Origin of the sequence: Streptomyces sp. NPDC051822 (assembly GCF_044452745.1) — a bacterium.
Classification (GTDB): domain Bacteria; phylum Actinomycetota; class Actinomycetes; order Streptomycetales; family Streptomycetaceae; genus Streptomyces.
This window is the reverse complement of sequence record NZ_JBITBZ010000007.1, coordinates 165,236-181,412: the sequence shown is the minus strand read 5'-3', so window position 1 is coordinate 181,412 and position 16,177 is coordinate 165,236. Positions and strand designations below refer to the sequence as shown.

General features: G+C 73.8%; 16 protein-coding genes. 6 read left to right on the top strand and 10 right to left on the bottom strand.

Annotated features, from left to right (window positions below; genetic code table 11):
* Window positions 1-92: 92 nt before the first annotated feature.
* Genes ACIA8N_RS22475 through ACIA8N_RS22460 form a run of 4 tightly spaced genes read right to left on the bottom strand, consistent with a single transcriptional unit; the run spans window position 93 to window position 4,244 of the window.
* Entirely contained in the window at window positions 93-1,211 is a 1,119-nt protein-coding gene (locus ACIA8N_RS22475) for an acyl-CoA dehydrogenase family protein (RefSeq protein WP_365778915.1), read from the bottom strand.
* Window positions 1,208-2,218 (bottom strand): acyl-CoA dehydrogenase family protein, encoded by a 1,011-nt coding sequence (locus tag ACIA8N_RS22470; RefSeq protein ID WP_365779206.1) that lies wholly within the window; start codon window positions 2,216-2,218, stop codon window positions 1,208-1,210. The genes ACIA8N_RS22475 and ACIA8N_RS22470 overlap by 4 nt, the downstream gene beginning before the upstream one ends.
* Window positions 2,218-3,387, bottom strand: coding sequence for an acyl-CoA dehydrogenase family protein (locus ACIA8N_RS22465; RefSeq protein WP_365778913.1), 1,170 nt, complete (start codon window positions 3,385-3,387; stop codon window positions 2,218-2,220). The genes ACIA8N_RS22470 and ACIA8N_RS22465 overlap by 1 nt, the downstream gene beginning before the upstream one ends.
* Window positions 3,387-4,244, bottom strand: a complete 858-nt coding sequence (locus tag ACIA8N_RS22460) for an enoyl-CoA hydratase (RefSeq protein ID WP_365778911.1) — start codon at window positions 4,242-4,244, stop codon at window positions 3,387-3,389. The genes ACIA8N_RS22465 and ACIA8N_RS22460 overlap by 1 nt, the downstream gene beginning before the upstream one ends.
* A gap of 68 nt (window positions 4,245-4,312) precedes the next feature.
* On the opposite strand from ACIA8N_RS22460, the gene ACIA8N_RS22455 reads away from it, so the two are divergent.
* Genes ACIA8N_RS22455 through ACIA8N_RS22440 form a run of 4 tightly spaced genes read left to right on the top strand, consistent with a single transcriptional unit; the run spans window position 4,313 to window position 8,045 of the window.
* On the top strand, window positions 4,313-5,479 hold the full coding sequence (locus ACIA8N_RS22455) for an acyl-CoA dehydrogenase family protein (RefSeq protein WP_365778909.1): 1,167 nt from the start codon (window positions 4,313-4,315) through the stop codon (window positions 5,477-5,479).
* Window positions 5,476-6,264, top strand: coding sequence for an SDR family oxidoreductase (locus ACIA8N_RS22450; RefSeq protein WP_365778907.1), 789 nt, complete (start codon window positions 5,476-5,478; stop codon window positions 6,262-6,264). The genes ACIA8N_RS22455 and ACIA8N_RS22450 overlap by 4 nt, the downstream gene beginning before the upstream one ends.
* Entirely contained in the window at window positions 6,261-6,854 is a 594-nt protein-coding gene (locus tag ACIA8N_RS22445) for a TetR/AcrR family transcriptional regulator (RefSeq protein WP_365778905.1), read from the top strand. The genes ACIA8N_RS22450 and ACIA8N_RS22445 overlap by 4 nt, the downstream gene beginning before the upstream one ends.
* 33 nt (window positions 6,855-6,887) lie before the next feature.
* A complete protein-coding gene (locus ACIA8N_RS22440) occupies window positions 6,888-8,045 on the top strand; it encodes an acetyl-CoA C-acetyltransferase (protein ID WP_365778902.1) in 1,158 nt (385 codons plus the stop codon).
* An 81-nt stretch (window positions 8,046-8,126) separates the two neighbouring features.
* On the opposite strand, the gene ACIA8N_RS22435 is transcribed toward ACIA8N_RS22440, so the two are convergent.
* From ACIA8N_RS22435 to ACIA8N_RS22415, 5 genes are all read right to left on the bottom strand, one after another.
* Window positions 8,127-8,873, bottom strand: coding sequence for a tyrosine-protein phosphatase (locus ACIA8N_RS22435; protein WP_365778899.1), 747 nt, complete (start codon window positions 8,871-8,873; stop codon window positions 8,127-8,129).
* A 120-nt stretch (window positions 8,874-8,993) separates the two neighbouring features.
* A complete protein-coding gene (locus tag ACIA8N_RS22430) occupies window positions 8,994-10,058 on the bottom strand; it encodes a nitronate monooxygenase (protein ID WP_365778897.1) in 1,065 nt (354 codons plus the stop codon).
* Window positions 10,055-10,837, bottom strand: coding sequence for a CoA-transferase (locus ACIA8N_RS22425; protein ID WP_365778895.1), 783 nt, complete (start codon window positions 10,835-10,837; stop codon window positions 10,055-10,057). The genes ACIA8N_RS22430 and ACIA8N_RS22425 overlap by 4 nt, the downstream gene beginning before the upstream one ends.
* Window positions 10,834-11,682, bottom strand: a complete 849-nt coding sequence (locus ACIA8N_RS22420; RefSeq protein WP_365779204.1) for a CoA-transferase — start codon at window positions 11,680-11,682, stop codon at window positions 10,834-10,836. Before ACIA8N_RS22420 ends, ACIA8N_RS22425 begins: the two co-directional genes overlap by 4 nt.
* A 14-nt stretch (window positions 11,683-11,696) precedes the next feature.
* On the bottom strand, window positions 11,697-12,470 hold the full coding sequence (locus ACIA8N_RS22415) for an enoyl-CoA hydratase family protein (RefSeq protein ID WP_365778893.1): 774 nt from the start codon (window positions 12,468-12,470) through the stop codon (window positions 11,697-11,699).
* Between the two features lie 78 nt (window positions 12,471-12,548).
* Between ACIA8N_RS22415 and ACIA8N_RS22410 the strand changes: the two genes are divergently transcribed.
* Both ACIA8N_RS22410 and ACIA8N_RS22405 read left to right on the top strand, forming a co-directional pair.
* Window positions 12,549-13,325, top strand: coding sequence for an SDR family oxidoreductase (locus tag ACIA8N_RS22410; RefSeq protein ID WP_365778891.1), 777 nt, complete (start codon window positions 12,549-12,551; stop codon window positions 13,323-13,325).
* Between the two features lie 31 nt (window positions 13,326-13,356).
* A complete protein-coding gene (locus ACIA8N_RS22405; RefSeq protein WP_365778889.1) occupies window positions 13,357-14,268 on the top strand; it encodes an SDR family oxidoreductase in 912 nt (303 codons plus the stop codon).
* A 462-nt stretch (window positions 14,269-14,730) separates the two neighbouring features.
* Here ACIA8N_RS22405 and ACIA8N_RS22400 read toward each other — a convergent pair whose 3' ends face one another.
* Window positions 14,731-16,122, bottom strand: coding sequence for a tetratricopeptide repeat protein (locus ACIA8N_RS22400; protein ID WP_365778887.1), 1,392 nt, complete (start codon window positions 16,120-16,122; stop codon window positions 14,731-14,733).
* Between the last annotated feature and the right edge of the window lie 55 nt (window positions 16,123-16,177).

Here is a 16,177-nt window from a genome sequence, read left to right as displayed (position 1 = left end):
CTCAGGTCGGAGCTGGTGTACATCCGCCGGTCGCCTCCCCTCGGTCGTTCAGGTCTACGTCGAGCGAAAGCTAGTGGCTGACCGCACCGAGGTCAAGGGGTGCCCTTGCCGAGGCCCAGGGAGGCCGCCAGGCGGGCCCGGTGCCAGGACGGTGGGCCGAAGAGCTGGGACGAGCCGTGGGCGCGCTTGAAGTAGCGGTGGGCGTCGTGCTCCCAGGTGATCCCGATGCCGCCGTGCAGCTGGATCATCTCGCCCGCGACCACCGAGAACGCCTCCGAGCAGGCGGACTTGGCGGCGGCCGCGCAGCGGGACAGCTCCGGTGAGCCCATCGCCGTCGGCGTGGCGGCCTCCGCCGCCGTCTCAGCCTGCGCCGCCGCGAAGGCGGCGCCGAGTGCGGCCGAGCGGGCCGACTCCACCAGGACGTACGCGTCCGCGAGGCGGTGCTTGACCGCCTGGAAGGAGCCGATGGGCCGGCCGAACTGGACCCGCTCCCGGGCGTGGGCGAGCGTGAGTTCCAGGCAGCGCGAGGCGGCGCCGACCTGTTCGGCGGCGAGTGCCACGCAGGCCAGGTCGAGGACGTGCGGCAGTACCCGCTCGGCCGCGCCCTCCGCTCCGACGAGGCGGCCCACGGCCCCGGTGAGCACCACGCGCGACTGCGTCCGGGTGGCGTCCATCGTCACCGCCGCCCCGCGGTCCACACCCAGGCCGTCCCCCGGCACCTCGAAGAGCGAGACCCCCGCTCCCGTGCGGGCCGCCACGAGCAGCACATCCGCTCCGGCGCCGTCGAGCACGTGCTCCTTGGTCCCGGTGATCCGCCAACCGTCCCCGTCCCCCGGAGCAGCCTCGGCCCGTACGGCCGAGGGATCCCAGGAACCGTCCTCAGCCCACGCCAGGGCACCCACCACGGAACCCGAGGCCAGCCCCGGCAGCAGCCGCGCGCACGCCGTCCTGTCGTCCGAGGCGAGCAGCGCCCGCGTCACGAGCACCGCGGACCCGAGGTAGGGCACGGGGCTCAGCTCGCGTCCCAGCTCCTCCATCACCACATGGACCTCCAGTGCTCCGCATCCGGCGCCGCCGTACTCCTCGGGAACCGCGAGCCCCGCGACGCCGATCTGTTCCGTCAGCGGCCGCCAGGCCGCGTGCCCCGGACGGCGGCCGAGCACGGCCCGCACGGCGGACCGCAGCTCCTCCTGTTCCTCCGTCAGCCTCATGACCCTGCTCCCTTCGGTGCGGTAGCGAGGACGCGGGCGCGGCAGGCGGCCGGGGTGCCCCAGGCGTCGCGCAGGGGACGGGCCTTGCGGATCCACAGGGCGAGGTCCAGCTCCTCGGTGTAGCCGACGGCGCCGTGCAGCTGGAGGGCGGTGCGGGCGGCGGCGTACGCGGCCTCGCCGGCCGTGACCTTGGCCGCCGCGATCTCGGCGGAGGCGTGGTCCGCCCCTGCCGCCAGGGCGAGGGCGGCCGAGTGGAGCAGGGGCTGTGCGAACTCCAGGGCGATGAGCGTGTCGGCCAGGCGGTGCTTCACCGCCTGGAACGAGCCGATGGCGACCCCGAACTGGGTGCGCTGCCCGACGTGGCCGACGGTCCGGTCGAGGAGCGCGCGGCCGAGGCCGAGGGACTGGGCGGCGGTGGCCAGGGCCGCGACCTCGGCGGCGTGCGAGGCCGCGGCGGCCACCGCGGGGCCCCGGGCCAGGACGGTTCCGCCGAGCGGGCGCGCCAGTCGCCGCACGGGGTCGGCGGAGGGCTGGAGGGGGCCGTTGGTCTCCGCCAGGCGCGCGGTGTCGCCGTCGACGACGAGCACGGCGTCGGCGGCGTCCGGATCCAGGGCGTACGGGCCGCTCGCGGCCGGCACGCAGAGGGAGACGAGCGCCTTCCCGCCGGCGATCCGCGGCAGCCACTCCGCCGCGGCCGGTTCGTCGCCCAGCCGGTCGAGGAACGCGGCCGCTGCCACCGTCTCCACCAGCGGACCGGGCACGACATGACGTCCCAACTCCGCGAAGGAAATGGCGAGCTCGAGCGGCAGGGGGCCCAGCCCTTCGTGCCTCTCCGGTACGGCGAGGGCGAGGACGCCCGCCTCCGCGAGCCGTCCCCAGAGCGCGCGGCCGGGCGCGGTGTCCCCGGCCGCCCAGGCCCGAGCGGCCCCGGGGGTGTCGGCCGCCGTGAGCATGCCGTCGAGCGAGCGGGCGAACTCCCGCTGCTCGTCGTCGAGGAGGAACCGCATCACCGGCGTCCCTTCGGGAGGCCGAGCAGTCGCTCGGCGATGATGTCGCGCTGGATCTCGTTGGTGCCCGCGTAGATGGGTCCGGCGAGGGAGAAGGTGTGCCCTTCGGCCCAACCGCCGTGCGCCGGCGCCTCCGTGGCCTCGTCGGACAGCTCGCCGTACGGGCCGAGCAGATCGAGGGCGGTCTCGTGCAGGGCGATGTCGAGTTCGGACCAGAAGACCTTGTTGAGGCTGGACTCGGCGCCGATCGAGCCTCCGGCCGCGATGCGCGAGGCGCCGGCGTAGGCGGACAGGCGGTAGGCGCGGGCGCCGATGACGGCGTCGGCGACCCGGTCGCGCAGGGCGGTGTCGGAGGGGTCGGCGTTCTCCCGCCACAGCGCGGTGAGCCGCTCGGCCGCGGCCGTGAACCGGCCGGGACTGCGCAGGGTGAGCCCCCGCTCGTTGCCCGCGGTGCTCATGGCGACCCGCCAGCCCTGTCCCGGGGCGCCGATCACGTCCTCGTCGGGCACGAACACGTCGTCGAGGAAGAGTTCGGCGAAGGCGGGCTTGCCGTCGAGCCGCCCGATGGGCCGTACGGTCACGCCGTCGGCGTCCAGCGGGAACATCAGGTACGTCAGGCCCTGGTGCCGTCTTCCGGCGGCGGGATCGCTGCGGAACAGGCCGAACGCGCGGTCGGCGAAGGCCGCCCGTGACGACCAGGTCTTCTGGCCGCTCAGGAGCCAGCCGCCTTCGGTCCGCTCGGCCGTGGAGCGGAGCGAGGCCAGGTCGGATCCGGACTCCGGCTCGGACCAGGCCTGGGCCCAGACGACGTCGCCGCGGGCCATGGAGGGCAGGACGCGGGCGCGCTGTTCGTCCGTGCCGTGGTCGAAGAGGGTGGGGGCGAGCAGGTTGATGCCGTTCTGGCTGACCCTGCCGGGCGCCCCGGCCGCGTAGTACTCCTCCTCGAAGATCAGCCACCGGAGGATCGAGGCGCCCCGGCCGCCGTACTCCTCCGGCCAGGAGACGACCGACCAGCGGTCCGCGCACAGGGTCCGCTCCCACTCCCGGTGGGCGGCGAAGCCCTCTTCCGTCTCCAGGGAGGGCAGGGGGGTCCCGGGCACGTGGGCGGTGAGCCAGGCGCGGGCCTCGGCCCGGAAGGCGTCCTCCGCCGCGGAGAAGTCGAGGTCCATCAGGCGCCCCCCGCCTTCATGGCGCGTACGTCCATGCCGCCGAGGGCGTCGGGGCCGGTCTCGGCGTTGTGCGCGTGCGCGAGGTGGTGCAGTCCGAACACCGAGTCCATGCCGCTGTGCAGCCCCTGGAGGTCCTCGGCCTGGTTGACGGCGCGCTTGGCCAGGGCCAGGCCCATGCGGGGCATCTCGGCGATCCGTTCCGCCAACTCCATGGTGCGCGCGGCCAGTTCCCCTTCCGGGACGACGCGGTTGACCATGCCGACCTCGTACGCGCGCCGGGCGTTCATCCGGTCGCCGGTGAAGAGGAACTCCTTGGCGACGCGCGGCGGCATCACCCACGGATGGGCGAAGTACTCGACGCCGGGGATGCCCATGCGGACCACCGGGTCGGCGAAGAACGCGTCCTCGGAGGCGACGATGAGGTCGCACACCCAGGCGAGCATCAGGCCGCCCGCGACGCAGGCGCCCTGCACCGACGCGACCATGGGCTTGGGCAGTTCGCGCCAGCGCCGGCACATGCCCAGGTAGACCTCGGACTCGCGGGCGAAGCGGCTCTCCGCGCCCACCTTGTCCGAGTGGTCCCACCAGAGTCCGGCCCTGCGGTCGAACGGCACATGGGCGTCCCGTTCGGGGGTGTCGATGTCGTGGCCGGCGGAGAAGTGCCTCCCCGCCCCGGCGAGCACGACGACCTTGACCCCGTCGTCGTCGGCCGCGCGGTAGAAGGCGCGGTCCAGGGCGTACGTCATCGCGGAGTTCTGGGCGTTGCGGTACGCGGGCCGGTCCATCGTGACCACGGCCACCGGGCCGAGGCGTTCGTAGCGGACAGGGGTCGTGGACGTGGTGCGGGCAGCGGACATCCGCCCTCCTTCCCTAACAAGTGTTTGGTAGGTTAACGTACGGCCACGAGCAACGTCGAGGAGTTCCCATGAGCAACGTCGAGGAGTTCCGCAGAGAGGTCCGCGGCTGGCTGCGGACCCACCTCACGGGCGAGTTCGCCGCCCTGCGCGGGCGAGGCGGACCGGGACGCGAGCACGAGGCCCATGCCGAACGGCGCGCCTGGGAGCGGCACATGGCGGCCTCGGGATGGACCTGCGTCGGCTGGCCCGAGGAGTACGGCGGACGGGGTGCGACCCTCGAACAGCAGGTCGCCTTCCACGAGGAGTACGCCCTCGCCGACGCCCCAGCCCGCGTGGGCCACATCGGAGAGCAGCTCCTCGGCCCCACCCTCATCGCCTTCGGCACACCGGAGCAGCGCGACCGCTTCCTGCCGCCCATCGCCGCCGCCGAGGAGCTGTGGTGCCAGGGCTACTCGGAGCCGGACGCCGGCTCGGACCTGGCGAACGTGCGGACCCGCGCCGAGCGCGACGGGAACGACTGGACGGTCACCGGGCAGAAGATCTGGACCTCACTGGCCCACGAGGCCGACTGGTGCTTCGTCGTCGCCCGCACCGAACCGGGATCGGCCCGCCACCGCGGCCTTTCCTACCTGCTTGTCCCCCTGGACCAGCCCGGTGTGGAGATCCGGCCGATCGTCCAGCTCACCGGGACGTCGGAGTTCAACGAGGTGTTCTTCGACGGCGCCCGCACCCACGCCTCGCACGTCGTCGGCGCCCCCGGCGACGGCTGGCGGGTGGCCATGGCCACCCTCGGATTCGAGCGGGGCGTGTCCACCCTCGGACAGCAGGTCGGCTTCCGCCGCGAACTGGAGGCCGTCATCGCGCTGGCCAAGCGCAACGGCGCCGCCGCCGACCCGCTGATCCGCGACCGCGTCGCCCGCGCCTGGACCGGCCTGGAGACCATCCGCTGCAACGCCCTGCGCATGCTCGGCGCGGTGGCGGCCGGAGCCCCGGGCCCCGAGGCGTCCATCGGGAAGATCTTCTGGGCCACCTGGCACCGGGAGCTCGGCGAACTCGCCATGGACGTCTGCGGCGCCGGCGGCATGCTGGCCGACGGCGAACCGTACGACCTCACCGACTGGCAGCGGCTGTACCTCTTCTCCCGCTCCGACACCATCTACGCCGGCTCGAACGAGATCCAGCGGAACATCATCGCCGAGCGCGTCCTCGGCCTGCCCAAGGAGGTCCGCCCGTGACCCGCACCCCACCGGACTACGTTCCCGGGCACGGTCTGCTCACCGGACGCGGTGCCGTCGTCACCGCCGCCGCGGGCGCCGGAATCGGCGGCGCGACCGCCAGGCGGCTCCTGGAGGAGGGCGCCCGCGTCCTCATCAGCGACGCCCACGCCCGCAGACTGAAGGAGTCCGAGGCCGAACTGGCCGCGGAGTTCGGTCCGGACCGCGTCGCCGCGCTGCCCTGCGACGTCACCGACGAGACCCAGGTCGCCGCGCTCTTCGACCTCGCCGTGGAGCGTCACGGGCGCCTCGACATCGTCGTCAACAACGCGGGCCTCGGCGGCACCGCCGACCTGGTCGACATGACCGACGAGCAGTGGGACAAGGTCCTCGACGTCACCCTCAACGGCACCTTCCGCTGCACCCGCGCCGCCCTGCGCCGTATGAAGGCCGCGGGCGCCGGCGGCGTCGTCGTCAACAACGCCTCCGTGATCGGCTGGCGCGCCCAGCAGGGCCAGGCCCACTACGCCGCCGCCAAGGCCGGCGTGATGGCGCTCACCCGCTGCGCCTCCCTGGAGGCGGCCGCGTACGGGGTACGGGTCAACGCCGTCTCCCCGAGCCTCGCCATGCACCCGCACCTGGTGAAGGTCACCACCCCCGAACTCCTGGCGGAGCTGACCTCCCGCGAGGCGTTCGGGCGCTACGCCGAGCCGTGGGAGGTGGCCAACGTGATCGTCTTCCTCGCCAGCGGCTACTCCTCGTACATGACGGGGGAGGTCCTCTCCGTCAGCAGCCGGCATCCGTGAGACCCGCGCCCGAACGGCGCCGGGAACTCCTGGACACGGCGGCCGAGGTGTTCGCCGCCCAGGGATACGACGCCACCACCGTCCGCCGGATCGCGGACGCCTCCGGCCTGCTCGCGGGCAGCCTCTACCACCACTTCGACTCCAAGGAGTCGATGCTCGACGAGATCCTCTCCGCCTTCCTGGACGAGCTCCTTGCCGGGTACGCCACCGTGCTCGCCGCAGGACACGGTCCCCGGGAGACGATCGAGGCCCTCGTCACCGAGTCCTTCCGCGAGATCGACCGGCACCGCGCCGCCGTCGCCATCTACCAGAAGGAGTCCCGCCACCTCCAGGACCAGCCGCGCTTCGGCTACCTCGCCGACGCGCGCCGCCGGTTCGAGACGGCCTGGCTCGGGACCCTGGAGCGCGGGGTCACGGCCGGGGACTTCCGCGCCGACCTCGACGTCCGCCTCACCTACCGCTTCGTGCGCGACACCGTCTGGGTCGCCGCGTCCTGGTACCGGCCCGGCGGACAGCACAGCCCCGAGGAGATCGCCCGCCAGTACCTCTCCATGGTCCTCGAGGGCATCGCTTCCCGTACCCGTACATGACCTGACATCGTGGACATCGAAGAAGGAGTGGCCATGGCCGAGGCATACATCGTGGACGCCGTCCGCACCCCGGTCGGCAGGCGCGGCGGCGGTCTTTCCGCCGTCCACCCGGCCGACCTCGGGGCGCACGTCCTGAAGGCGCTGATGGAGCGCCCGGGGGTCGACCCGGCCGCCGTCGAGGACGTCGTCTTCGGCTGCCTGGACACCGTCGGCCCCCAGGCCGGCGACATAGCCCGCACCTGCTGGCTGGCCGCGGGACTGCCCGAGGAGGTGCCGGGCGTGACCGTGGACCGGCAGTGCGGCTCCTCCCAGCAGGCCCTGCACTTCGCCGCCCAGGGCGTCCTGTCCGGCACCCAGGACCTGGTGGTCGCGGGCGGCACGCAGAACATGTCGCAGATCCCCATCGCCTTCGCCAGCCGCCAGGCCGCCGTGCCGCTCGGACTGACCGAGGGCCCGTACGCGGGCTCCGAGGGCTGGCGCGCCCGCTACGGTGACCAGCCGGTCAACCAGTTCCACGGCGCCGAACTCATCGCGACCAAGTGGGACGTCTCCCGCCGGGACATGGAGGAGTTCGCCCTCCGCTCGCACCGGCGGGCGCTCCGGGCGATCGACGAGGGCCGCTTCGACCGCGAGATCGTCCCGTACGGGCAGGTGACCACCGACGAGGGCCCGCGCCGCGACACCACCCTGGAGAAGATGGCGGGCCTGCGGCCACTGGTCGAGGGCGGCCGGCTGACCGCCGCCGCCTCCTCGCAGGTCTCCGACGGAGCCTCGGCGATCCTGCTCGCCTCGGAACGCGCCGTACGGGAGCACGGCCTGACACCGCGCGCCCGCGTCCACCACCTGTCCGTACGGGGCGAGGACCCGATCCGCATGCTGTCGGCCCCGATCCCCGCGACGGCGTACGCCCTGAAGAAGGCCGGGATGACGCTCGACGACATCGACCTCGTGGAGATCAACGAGGCCTTCGCCCCGGTCGTCCTGGCCTGGCTGAAGGAGACCGGCGCCGACCCGGACAAGGTCAACGTCAACGGCGGCGCCATCGCCCTCGGCCACCCGCTCGGCGCGACCGGCACCAAGCTGACGACGACCCTGCTGCACGAACTGGAGCGGACCGGAGGCCGCTTCGGCCTCCAGACGATGTGCGAGGGCGGCGGCCAGGCGAACGTGACGATCATCGAACGGCTGTGACGGACCCGGCATGTCGGAGGGCGCACAGCGGAAGGCCGCCGGGGGCGACGTCACCCCGGCGGCCTTCCGCCGTCCGGCTCCTTACCGCAGCAGCCGGGCGTGGAGCTTCGCCACGGTACGGACGTCCAGGCCGAGGCCCTCGAAGAGGTAGCCGTGGAAGCCGTCGTACTCCTCCGTGACGGCGTCCAGGGCCGCGTCCAGGTACGCGGCACGCACCTCCTGGAGCGGGATGAGCAGGTCCGGGTCCTCCATGGAGCCGGCCTGCTTCAGCCCCGCGCGGAGTCTGCGGTCCGCCTCCGCGCGGAAGGCGTTGGACAGCAGGAAGTCGCGTTCGGCGGCCCCGGATGGGACGCCGACGGTACGCAGCAGCAGATAGCCCGTCCAGCCGGTGCGGTCCTTGCCGGAGGTGCAGTGGAAGAGCAGTGCGCCCCGCCCGCCGTCCGCGATGTCCCGGAGCGTCGCCGCGAGACCCGCGGGGAGCCGGTCGGCGCCGTCCCGCTCGACCTCCTCGGGCGTGCGGAAGTCGAGGACGGTGCGCAGGCCCAGCGCGGACAGGGCCGAGAGGTCCTGGTCGGTGAGCCGGGCGTCGGCCCGGCACACCTGCCCGTAGCGCACCTGGCGGCCCGAGTCCGTACGGTATCCGCCGAGGTCGCGGACGTTGATCGCGCCCTGGAGCGGGATCTGGCGGACGGAGCCCGGCTCCGAGCGGTCCGTGGCCGCGGTGACGGATCTCGCCGGGGCGTCGGCCAGGGCGAGGGCGGGCAGACCGGCCAGGACGAGGGTGGCGGTGACCACGGCGGTCGCACGCCGGACGGGGAAGGCGCGCATGGATCGGCTCCAAGGGGTGGGAGGGGGCGTTCCCTGAGGTGAGCGGGTCGAGGGGGTCAGCGGGGTGAGCGGGGTGATCAGAGGTGACCGGAGCTGAGCGGAGCTGAACGGCGCGGTGGTTCAGCCCGTGGCGGGCAGGGCGCGGAGCGTCGCCAGCGCCTCGGTCATGACCCTGTCGACGAGTTCGGCGCAGGACGGCAGGTCGTCGATGAGGCCCGCGACCTGCCCGGAGGCCATCACCCCGAGGTCGGTACGGCCGTCCACCATGGACGCCTTGAGCAGCATCGGGGTGTTCGCGGCCAGCAGGACCTGGCTCCAGGTCAGGTCCTTGCCGTGCTTCATCGCCAGTCCGTCACGGACCATCCGCGACCAGCCCATGCCGGACTCACGGCGGAAGGCACGGGCGTGCCGCACCGCCCGCAGCAGCGAGACGGTCCTGCCCGAGCGCTCGAGGGCGTCGACAAGGTCCGTGCGCAGCATCCGGTGCGGCAGTCCGTCCACCTTCGTCGTGACGGTGACATCGCTGACCGCAGCGGCGAGGTAGCGGGCCTTCACCGCGTCGGGGACCGTGCTGTCGGACGTGAGCAGGAAACGCGTGCCCATCGCGACCCCGGCCGCGCCGTAGGCCAGCGCAGCGACCAGGCCGCGTCCGTCGTGGAAGCCGCCGGCGGCGACGACCGGGATGTCCACGGCGTCCACGACCTGCGGGAGCAGGACGGTCGTCGCGACACCGCCGGTGTGGCCGCCGCCCTCCCCGCCCTGCACGATCACCGCGTCGGCGCCCCACGCGGCGACCTTCTCGGCGTGCCGCCTGGCCCCGATGGAGGGGATGACGACGACGCCGGCGTCCTTCAGCCGCGCGATCAGCTCGCGGGACGGGGCGAGCGCGAACGAAGCGACCCTTACGCCCTCGTCGACGATGATCCGCGCGCGCTCGGCCGCGTCCCCCGCGTCGGCCCGCAGGTTCACCCCGAAGGGCGCGTCGGTACGGGACTTGACCTCGCGCACCGCGGAGCGGAGCTGCTCGACGGTCATCGTCGCCGAGGCGAGGATCCCGAGCGCACCCGCGTTCGCGGTGGCCGATACGAGCCGGGGACCGGCCACCCAGCCCATACCGGTCTGCACGACGGGGTACCGCACGCCGACGAGCTCGGTGAGCGGAGTCGCGAGGGTGACGTCGCTCATGCCCGCACCTCGCGGTCGCGGAGCCCCTTCGGGTCGATCTCCTCACGGATCAGGCGCAGTTCCTCGGCCGTTGGCTCCCGGGTGTACGGCACCTCGTCGGGGACGGCCAGAGCGAAGCCGGTGGACTCCACCACCTGCTCGACCGTGACGCCCGGGTGCAGGGAGCGCAACCGCATCGTGCGGTCGGGGGTCTCGAAGTCGAAGACGCCCAGGTCGCTGATCACGTCGGGGATGCGGTGGTAGCGGGTCGCGGAGGGGCCGGCCGCGGCGGCCCGGTCGTAGCCGACCCCGCAGACCATGTCGACCCGCTCGACGAACACCCGCGTCGAGTGCTTCGGCACCCAGTAACTGGTCCGGTTGTTGAGGGTGTTGACGGGTGCGCCGCGCACGCCGAGGAGCTGTCGCCGGGGCCGCTCCCAGTCGCCGACGCAGCTGATGTTCTGGTTGCCGTACCGGTCGAGCTGGCTCGCGCCCATCATCACGTGCCGCCGCCCGGTGGCGACCAGGGCCAGATGCTGCCGGTACGGCAGCCAGCCCTCCACCACCCCGGGCGCGGCGCCGACCGCCGGCACGTCGCCGATGAGCAGCGCCTCGCCGTCGGTGAGCAGCAGGTCGGGGGAGAAGGTGAGTCTGGCGAGGCGGGCTCCGATCGTCGGGACGGTGCCCATCGGACTTGCCAGGACCTCTCCCGCGCCCCGCCACGCCTCGGCGCAGGCGACGACGCAGTACTCGGCCCGCGTCGCCGGCGCGGCCTCCGTCGTCGTACCGGTGCCGCTCATGCTTCCTCCTCGTGGAACGCCGCGACCGCGGCCTGGTAGGCGTCCTCGTCGCCGGACAGGAAGCGGGCGGTGAAGGCCCGCCACTCCTCCGGGTCGCGCGCGGCCCGGACGTACGCGCGCTGGAACGCCTCGTCCCGGTCGTGATCGGGGGCGCAGGAGGTGAAGTGCGCGCCGTTCGGCGTCTCGACGACGCCGTCGACGAACGCCCGCTTGAGCAGCAGCGACTGCGGCCCCGCGTCCTTGAGCAGCTCCGAGGTCTCCACGATCCGCTCGCAGGAGACGTACGCGGTGTCGGCGGCCTCGCAGAACAGGTCGTCGAAGTACGGGTCGGGTCCCAGGTACTGGCCGTTGCCGTGCGCGTCGGCGCGGTTGAGGTGGACGAGCGCGGCGTCGAGGCGGAGGGCGGGGACGGCGACCAGCTCCTCGCGGTCGTCGTACGGGGACCTCACCGTCCGCAGCGACGGGTTGACGCTCATCACGTCCGAGCCGAGCCCGGCCCTGATGGGCATGAAGGGCAGCCGGTGCACGGCGGCGGTCAGCCCCCACATGACCATGGCCTCGTCCAGCTCCACGAGCTCGAACGCGCCGCGCTGCCGGGCCGCGCCGAAGTGCGGTTCCAGCGGGACGGAGTCGAGCGTGGCGAAGGCCGCGACCAGCTTGCGGATCTTCCCGGCGGCGGCGAGGAGGCCCACGTCCGGGCCGCCGTACGAGACCACGGTCAGGTCCGTGAGATCGGACCGCAGCAGCGCCCGTACGAGGGCCATCGGCTTGCGCCGGGAGCCCCAGCCGCCGATGCCGATCGTCATCCCGCTCCTGAGCCGCCCCACGACCTCCTCGGCGGTCATCGTCTTGTCCTTGCTCACGACTGCTCCTCCTCACTCTTGTCGGCGGCGCCGTCCTCGCCGAACGTGTCGCGGACCCGGTCGGCGACGCCGCTGAGGTTGGCCTCGAAGGTGAAGCCCTGCTCGAAGCGGTAGCTGCGGCGGACGTCCACCGGGTCGATGCCGTTGATCGCGGCCTTGGCGAGCCGGATCAGCTGTCCGTCCTTGGCGGCGATCTCCCGCGCCAGGTCGAGCGCCGCGTCGAGCAGGCGCTCGCGCGGGACGACCCGCCACACCGAGCCGTGCCGGTGCAGCTCCTCCGCGGTGACCGTGCGCGAGGTGTAGTACAGGGCCCGCATCAGCTGCTGGGGGACGAGCCGGGCCAGGTGGGTGGCCGCGCCGAGCGCGCCCCGGTCCAACTCGGGCAGGCCGAAGGTGGCGTCCTCGGAGGCGACGATCGCGTCGGCGTTGCCGGCCAGGCCGATGCCGCCGCCGAGGCAGAAGCCGTGCACGGCGGCGACCACCGGCACCTCGCAGTCGTAGACCGCGGCGAACGCCTCGTAGCAGCCGCGGTTGGCGCCCAGGAGGGCGTCGTGGCCGGCCGTGCGCTGGATCTCCTTGATGTCGACCCCGGCGTTGAAGCCCCGTCCCCCGGCGGTGAGCACCACGCAGCGCACCCGGGGATCGGCGCCCGCGGCGCGCACCGCGGCGGCCAGGTCGTACCAGCCGTGTACGGGGACGGCGTTGACCGGTGGGAAGTCGACGGTCACGAGGGCGATGCCTTCGTCGGGGGCTGAGGTGGAGACACCCATGAGCAGATCAGCTACCTTTCTGCCAAACGTTTGTTAGGCGGAAGATAGCAGCGGTTCGCCCGCTGCGGGAGGTGTCCATTGGCAGTCATCACCGATCTGTCGGGATCCGTCGCCGTCGTCACCGGCGGCACGCGCGGCGTCGGCGCCGGAATCACCAGGGCTCTGCTCGAGGCCGGTGCGGAGGTCGTGACCTGCGCCCGGCGGCCCCCCGACACACCCGTCGAAGCGGCCGGGCACACGGCCCGCTTCCTCCCCGTCGACCTACGCGACCCGGCGGGCGTCGGGAACCTCTTCGCCCGGGTGCGCGACGACCACGGAAGGCTGGACCTCCTCGTCAACAACGCCGGGGGAACCCCGTACCGGATGCTCGGCGACGGGGGAGCCGAGCGGCAGGCCCGGGTCGTCGAGTTGAACCTCCTCGCCCCGCTGACCGCCTCCCTCGCCGCGTACGAGGTGATGCGGCATCAGAGCGGGGGAGGGGCCATCGTCATGATCGGCAGTGTCAGCGGCACCCGCCCCTCACCGGGCACCGCCGCGTACGGAGCCGCCAAGGCGGGCCTGGACAGCCTCGCCCGGTCCATGGCGGTGGAATGGGCGCCCCGGATCCGGGTGAACACCCTCGTCCTCGGCATGGTGCGCACCGAGCTTTCCCACCTGCACTACGGGGACGAGGACGGCCTCGCCGCCGTCGGCCGCACCGTGCCGCTCGGCCGGCTCGCAGAACCCGCCGACATCGGGGCCGCCTGCGTCTTCCTCGCCTCCGACCGCGCCGCCTACATCAGCGGCGCCAGCCTGTCCGTACACGGCGGCGGGGAACGTCCGGCGTTCCTGGACGCGTCCACCGCCCCCCACTGACCCACCCACCGCACATCGGAAGGACCCCACCATGACAGGACTGTGCAGCGGACGCGTCGTGATCGTCACCGGAGCCGGGCGCGGGCTCGGCCGGGCGCACGCGCTCGCCTTCGCCGCCGAGGGCGCCAAGGTCGTCGTCAACGACCTCGGAGTCGCCCCGGACGGCAGCGGAGGGGAGAGCGGACCCGCCCAGCGGGTCGTCGACGAGATCACGGCATCCGGCGGAGAGGCCGTCGCCCACGGCGGCGACATCGCCACCTCCGACGGCGCGGCCTCGCTGATCACCACCGCCCTGGCGGCCTTCGGCCGCGTCGACACCCTCGTCAACAACGCCGGCTTCCTGCGCGACCGCATGCTCGTCAACCTCGACGAGGACGAGTGGGACGCCGTCGTGCGCGTCCACCTCAAAGGCCACTTCCTGCCGCTCAAGTACGCCACCGCGCACTGGCGCGCCGAGACCAAGGCCGGCCGGACGCCCGAGGCGCGGGTGATCCACACCAGCTCCGGAGCGGGCCTCCTCGGCAGCGTCGGCCAGGGCAACTACGCCGCCGCCAAGGCCGGCATCGTCGGCCTGACCCTCGTCGCGGCGGCGGAGGCGGGGCGTTACGGGGTCCAGGTCAACGCGATCGCCCCCGCCGCCCGCACCCGGATGACCGAGCGGACCTTCGCCGAGACGATGGCCGCCCCCGAGGGAGGCGCCTTCGACGCGATGGCCCCGGAGAACGTCTCCCCGCTCGTCGTCTGGCTGGGCTCCGCCGCCTCGGCCGGAGTGACGGGCCGGGTCTTCGAGACCGAGGGCGGCCGGATCACCGTCATGGAGGGCTGGCGCCCGGGCCCGACGGCCGACAAGGGCGCGCGCTGGACACCGGCGGAGGCGGGTGAGGCGACCCTGAAACTCCTGTCGTCCTCGGAACCCCCACAGCCGGTGTACGGCACCCGCTGACGCCGGGGGCGTGCCTCCACCCACCCCCGTGCGGACGTCCACCCACCCCCGCCTGGGCGTTCGCCCACCCCGTGCGGGCGCTCGCTCATCGCCGTCCGGGCTTCGCCCCCCCCTGTGAGCGCCCCCTCCGGGCCTTCGCCCACCCCCGTGTGGGCAGTCGTCCCGCTGGGCGGGACGGGTGGGCACACGGGACGGCGCCCTTGGCGGCGCCACCGCCCCTTGTACCGGCCCGCACCACAAGGGAGCCGTAACCCGGGTGCGGGTTCAGGCGCGAAAGCCTAGGCCCGGCAAAGGCCGCCGTCCCGTTGTGCCCACCCTCCCCCAAGCTCTCGGCTTCGCTCGAGCAGGGGGGACCCCCATCGCCCCGGCGGAACGACTGCCCACAACGGGGGTGGCGACGGCCAGGGCAGGGTGGGCGCCGCCCCGGCGGAACGACTGACCGCAACGAGCGCGGTTCCGGACTCAGGCTGTGGGAGCCGCCCCGGCGGGCGGATCACCGCCGTCGAGGAGGTCCAGGGCGGCACGGGCGTCGGCGTCTCCCGCACGGGCGGGGCCGCTGAGCCAGTCGGCCACCGCGGCGAGGTCCGGGCCCTCCGGATCCGCCGCTGTGACGGGAGCGGGATCGGCGGCCGCCACGACGGACCGCGCCCAGCGTTCGGCCTCCTCCGCGCGTCCGGTGCGCATCAGGGCCTCCACGAGATTGACCTTCGCGGCGGCATGGCCCTCCCCGGCGGCGCGGCGCCACAGCCGCTCCGCCTCGCCCCAGTCGCCCCGTTGGGCCAGGACGGCGCCGCAGCTGACGAGGGCGTCGGTGCTCCCGGCGTCGGCCGCCTCACGCCACCACCGCTCGGCCCCGGCCATGTCGCCGCGCTGGCGCAGCAGGTTCCCGAGGTTGTTCATGCCGGCGGCGTCCCCCGCCTCGGTCGCCTTGCGGTAGTACGTCTCCGCGCCGTCGAGGTCCCCGCGCTGACGCAACAGGACGCCGAGGTTGACACAGGAGTCCACGTGCCCGGAGTCGGCGGCGAGCCGGTGGTACCGCTCCGCCCGCGCCGCTTCACCGGCCCGGGCGAGCAGCACGCCCATGGTGTGCTGGGCATCCGGGTGCCCGGCGTCGGCCGCCCGCCGCACGTGCTCCCGCGCTCCTTCGAGGCCGTCCTCGACCACGTGCATCTGGGCGACCCAGAACAGGACTTCGGGGTCGCCTGAGTCCAGCGCGGCGGCGAAGTGGGCCCTGGCGGCGGCCCAGCGTCCCTCGTCGGCCTGGAGTACGGCCATGGCCATGTGGACGTGCGGGTGGTCGTGGTCCGTGTGGAGGACCAGCTGCCGGGCCGCCCACTCCTTGGCGGACGGCGGCGTGGGTGTCGGGGCGGGCGCGCGGACCGGCTCGGAGGGTCGGGTCGGGTCCGAGGGGCGGGCCGGCCCCGTCGTGCCGGCCTGCTCCGGGAGGCCGGTGCGGACCTTGGCGGCGCGGAGGGCCCGTACCTCGTCCAGGGCCTGGTGGGCCATGGCGTTGCCGGTCTCGGCGACCGGCCGGAAGTACGCCTCCGCCTCGTCGAGGTCACCCCGGTCCATGCGTATCGTGCCCAGCGCCATGGACGCCATGAGGTCTCCCGCCGCCCGGGCCCGTTGGAGCCAGCGTTCCGCCTCGGCCATCGCACCCCGGTTGCCGAGCCCGATGCCGTACACGGTCATCGCCTCGACGTTGCCGGCCTCCGCCTCAAGGCGGGCCAGCTCCTCCGGGATCGGCGCCCCCTGGTGGTAGGCCGCGCTGACGAGGTCCCTCCGGCGGGGGTCCGCCCGCCCGGACACCGCCCGCCCGGACACCGCCCGCCCGGACACCTCCCGGCCGGACATTTCCCGGCCGGACACCTCCCGGTCCGGCGTCCTGCCGCGGCCCTCTCTCCGTCTC

What these genes read in the sequence shown, in the direction of transcription:
- ACIA8N_RS22475 (WP_365778915.1), bottom strand. Translation starts at nt 1,211, where the DNA reads ATGAGGCTGACGGAGGAACAGGAGGAGCTGCGGTCCGCCGTGCGGGCC.
- ACIA8N_RS22470 (WP_365779206.1), bottom strand. Translation starts at nt 2,218, where the DNA reads ATGCGGTTCCTCCTCGACGACGAGCAGCGGGAGTTCGCCCGCTCGCTC.
- ACIA8N_RS22465 (WP_365778913.1), bottom strand. Translation starts at nt 3,387, where the DNA reads ATGGACCTCGACTTCTCCGCGGCGGAGGACGCCTTCCGGGCCGAGGCC.
- ACIA8N_RS22460 (WP_365778911.1), bottom strand. Translation starts at nt 4,244, where the DNA reads ATGTCCGCTGCCCGCACCACGTCCACGACCCCTGTCCGCTACGAACGC.
- ACIA8N_RS22455 (WP_365778909.1), top strand. Translation starts at nt 4,313, where the DNA reads ATGAGCAACGTCGAGGAGTTCCGCAGAGAGGTCCGCGGCTGGCTGCGG.
- ACIA8N_RS22440 (WP_365778902.1), top strand. Translation starts at nt 6,888, where the DNA reads ATGGCCGAGGCATACATCGTGGACGCCGTCCGCACCCCGGTCGGCAGG.
- ACIA8N_RS22435 (WP_365778899.1), bottom strand. Translation starts at nt 8,873, where the DNA reads ATGCGCGCCTTCCCCGTCCGGCGTGCGACCGCCGTGGTCACCGCCACC.
- ACIA8N_RS22430 (WP_365778897.1), bottom strand. Translation starts at nt 10,058, where the DNA reads ATGAGCGACGTCACCCTCGCGACTCCGCTCACCGAGCTCGTCGGCGTG.
- ACIA8N_RS22425 (WP_365778895.1), bottom strand. Translation starts at nt 10,837, where the DNA reads ATGAGCGGCACCGGTACGACGACGGAGGCCGCGCCGGCGACGCGGGCC.
- ACIA8N_RS22420 (WP_365779204.1), bottom strand. Translation starts at nt 11,682, where the DNA reads ATGACCGCCGAGGAGGTCGTGGGGCGGCTCAGGAGCGGGATGACGATC.
- ACIA8N_RS22415 (WP_365778893.1), bottom strand. Translation starts at nt 12,470, where the DNA reads ATGGGTGTCTCCACCTCAGCCCCCGACGAAGGCATCGCCCTCGTGACC.
- ACIA8N_RS22405 (WP_365778889.1), top strand. Translation starts at nt 13,357, where the DNA reads ATGACAGGACTGTGCAGCGGACGCGTCGTGATCGTCACCGGAGCCGGG.
- ACIA8N_RS22400 (WP_365778887.1), bottom strand. Translation starts at nt 16,122, where the DNA reads ATGTCCGGCCGGGAGGTGTCCGGGCGGGCGGTGTCCGGGCGGGCGGTG.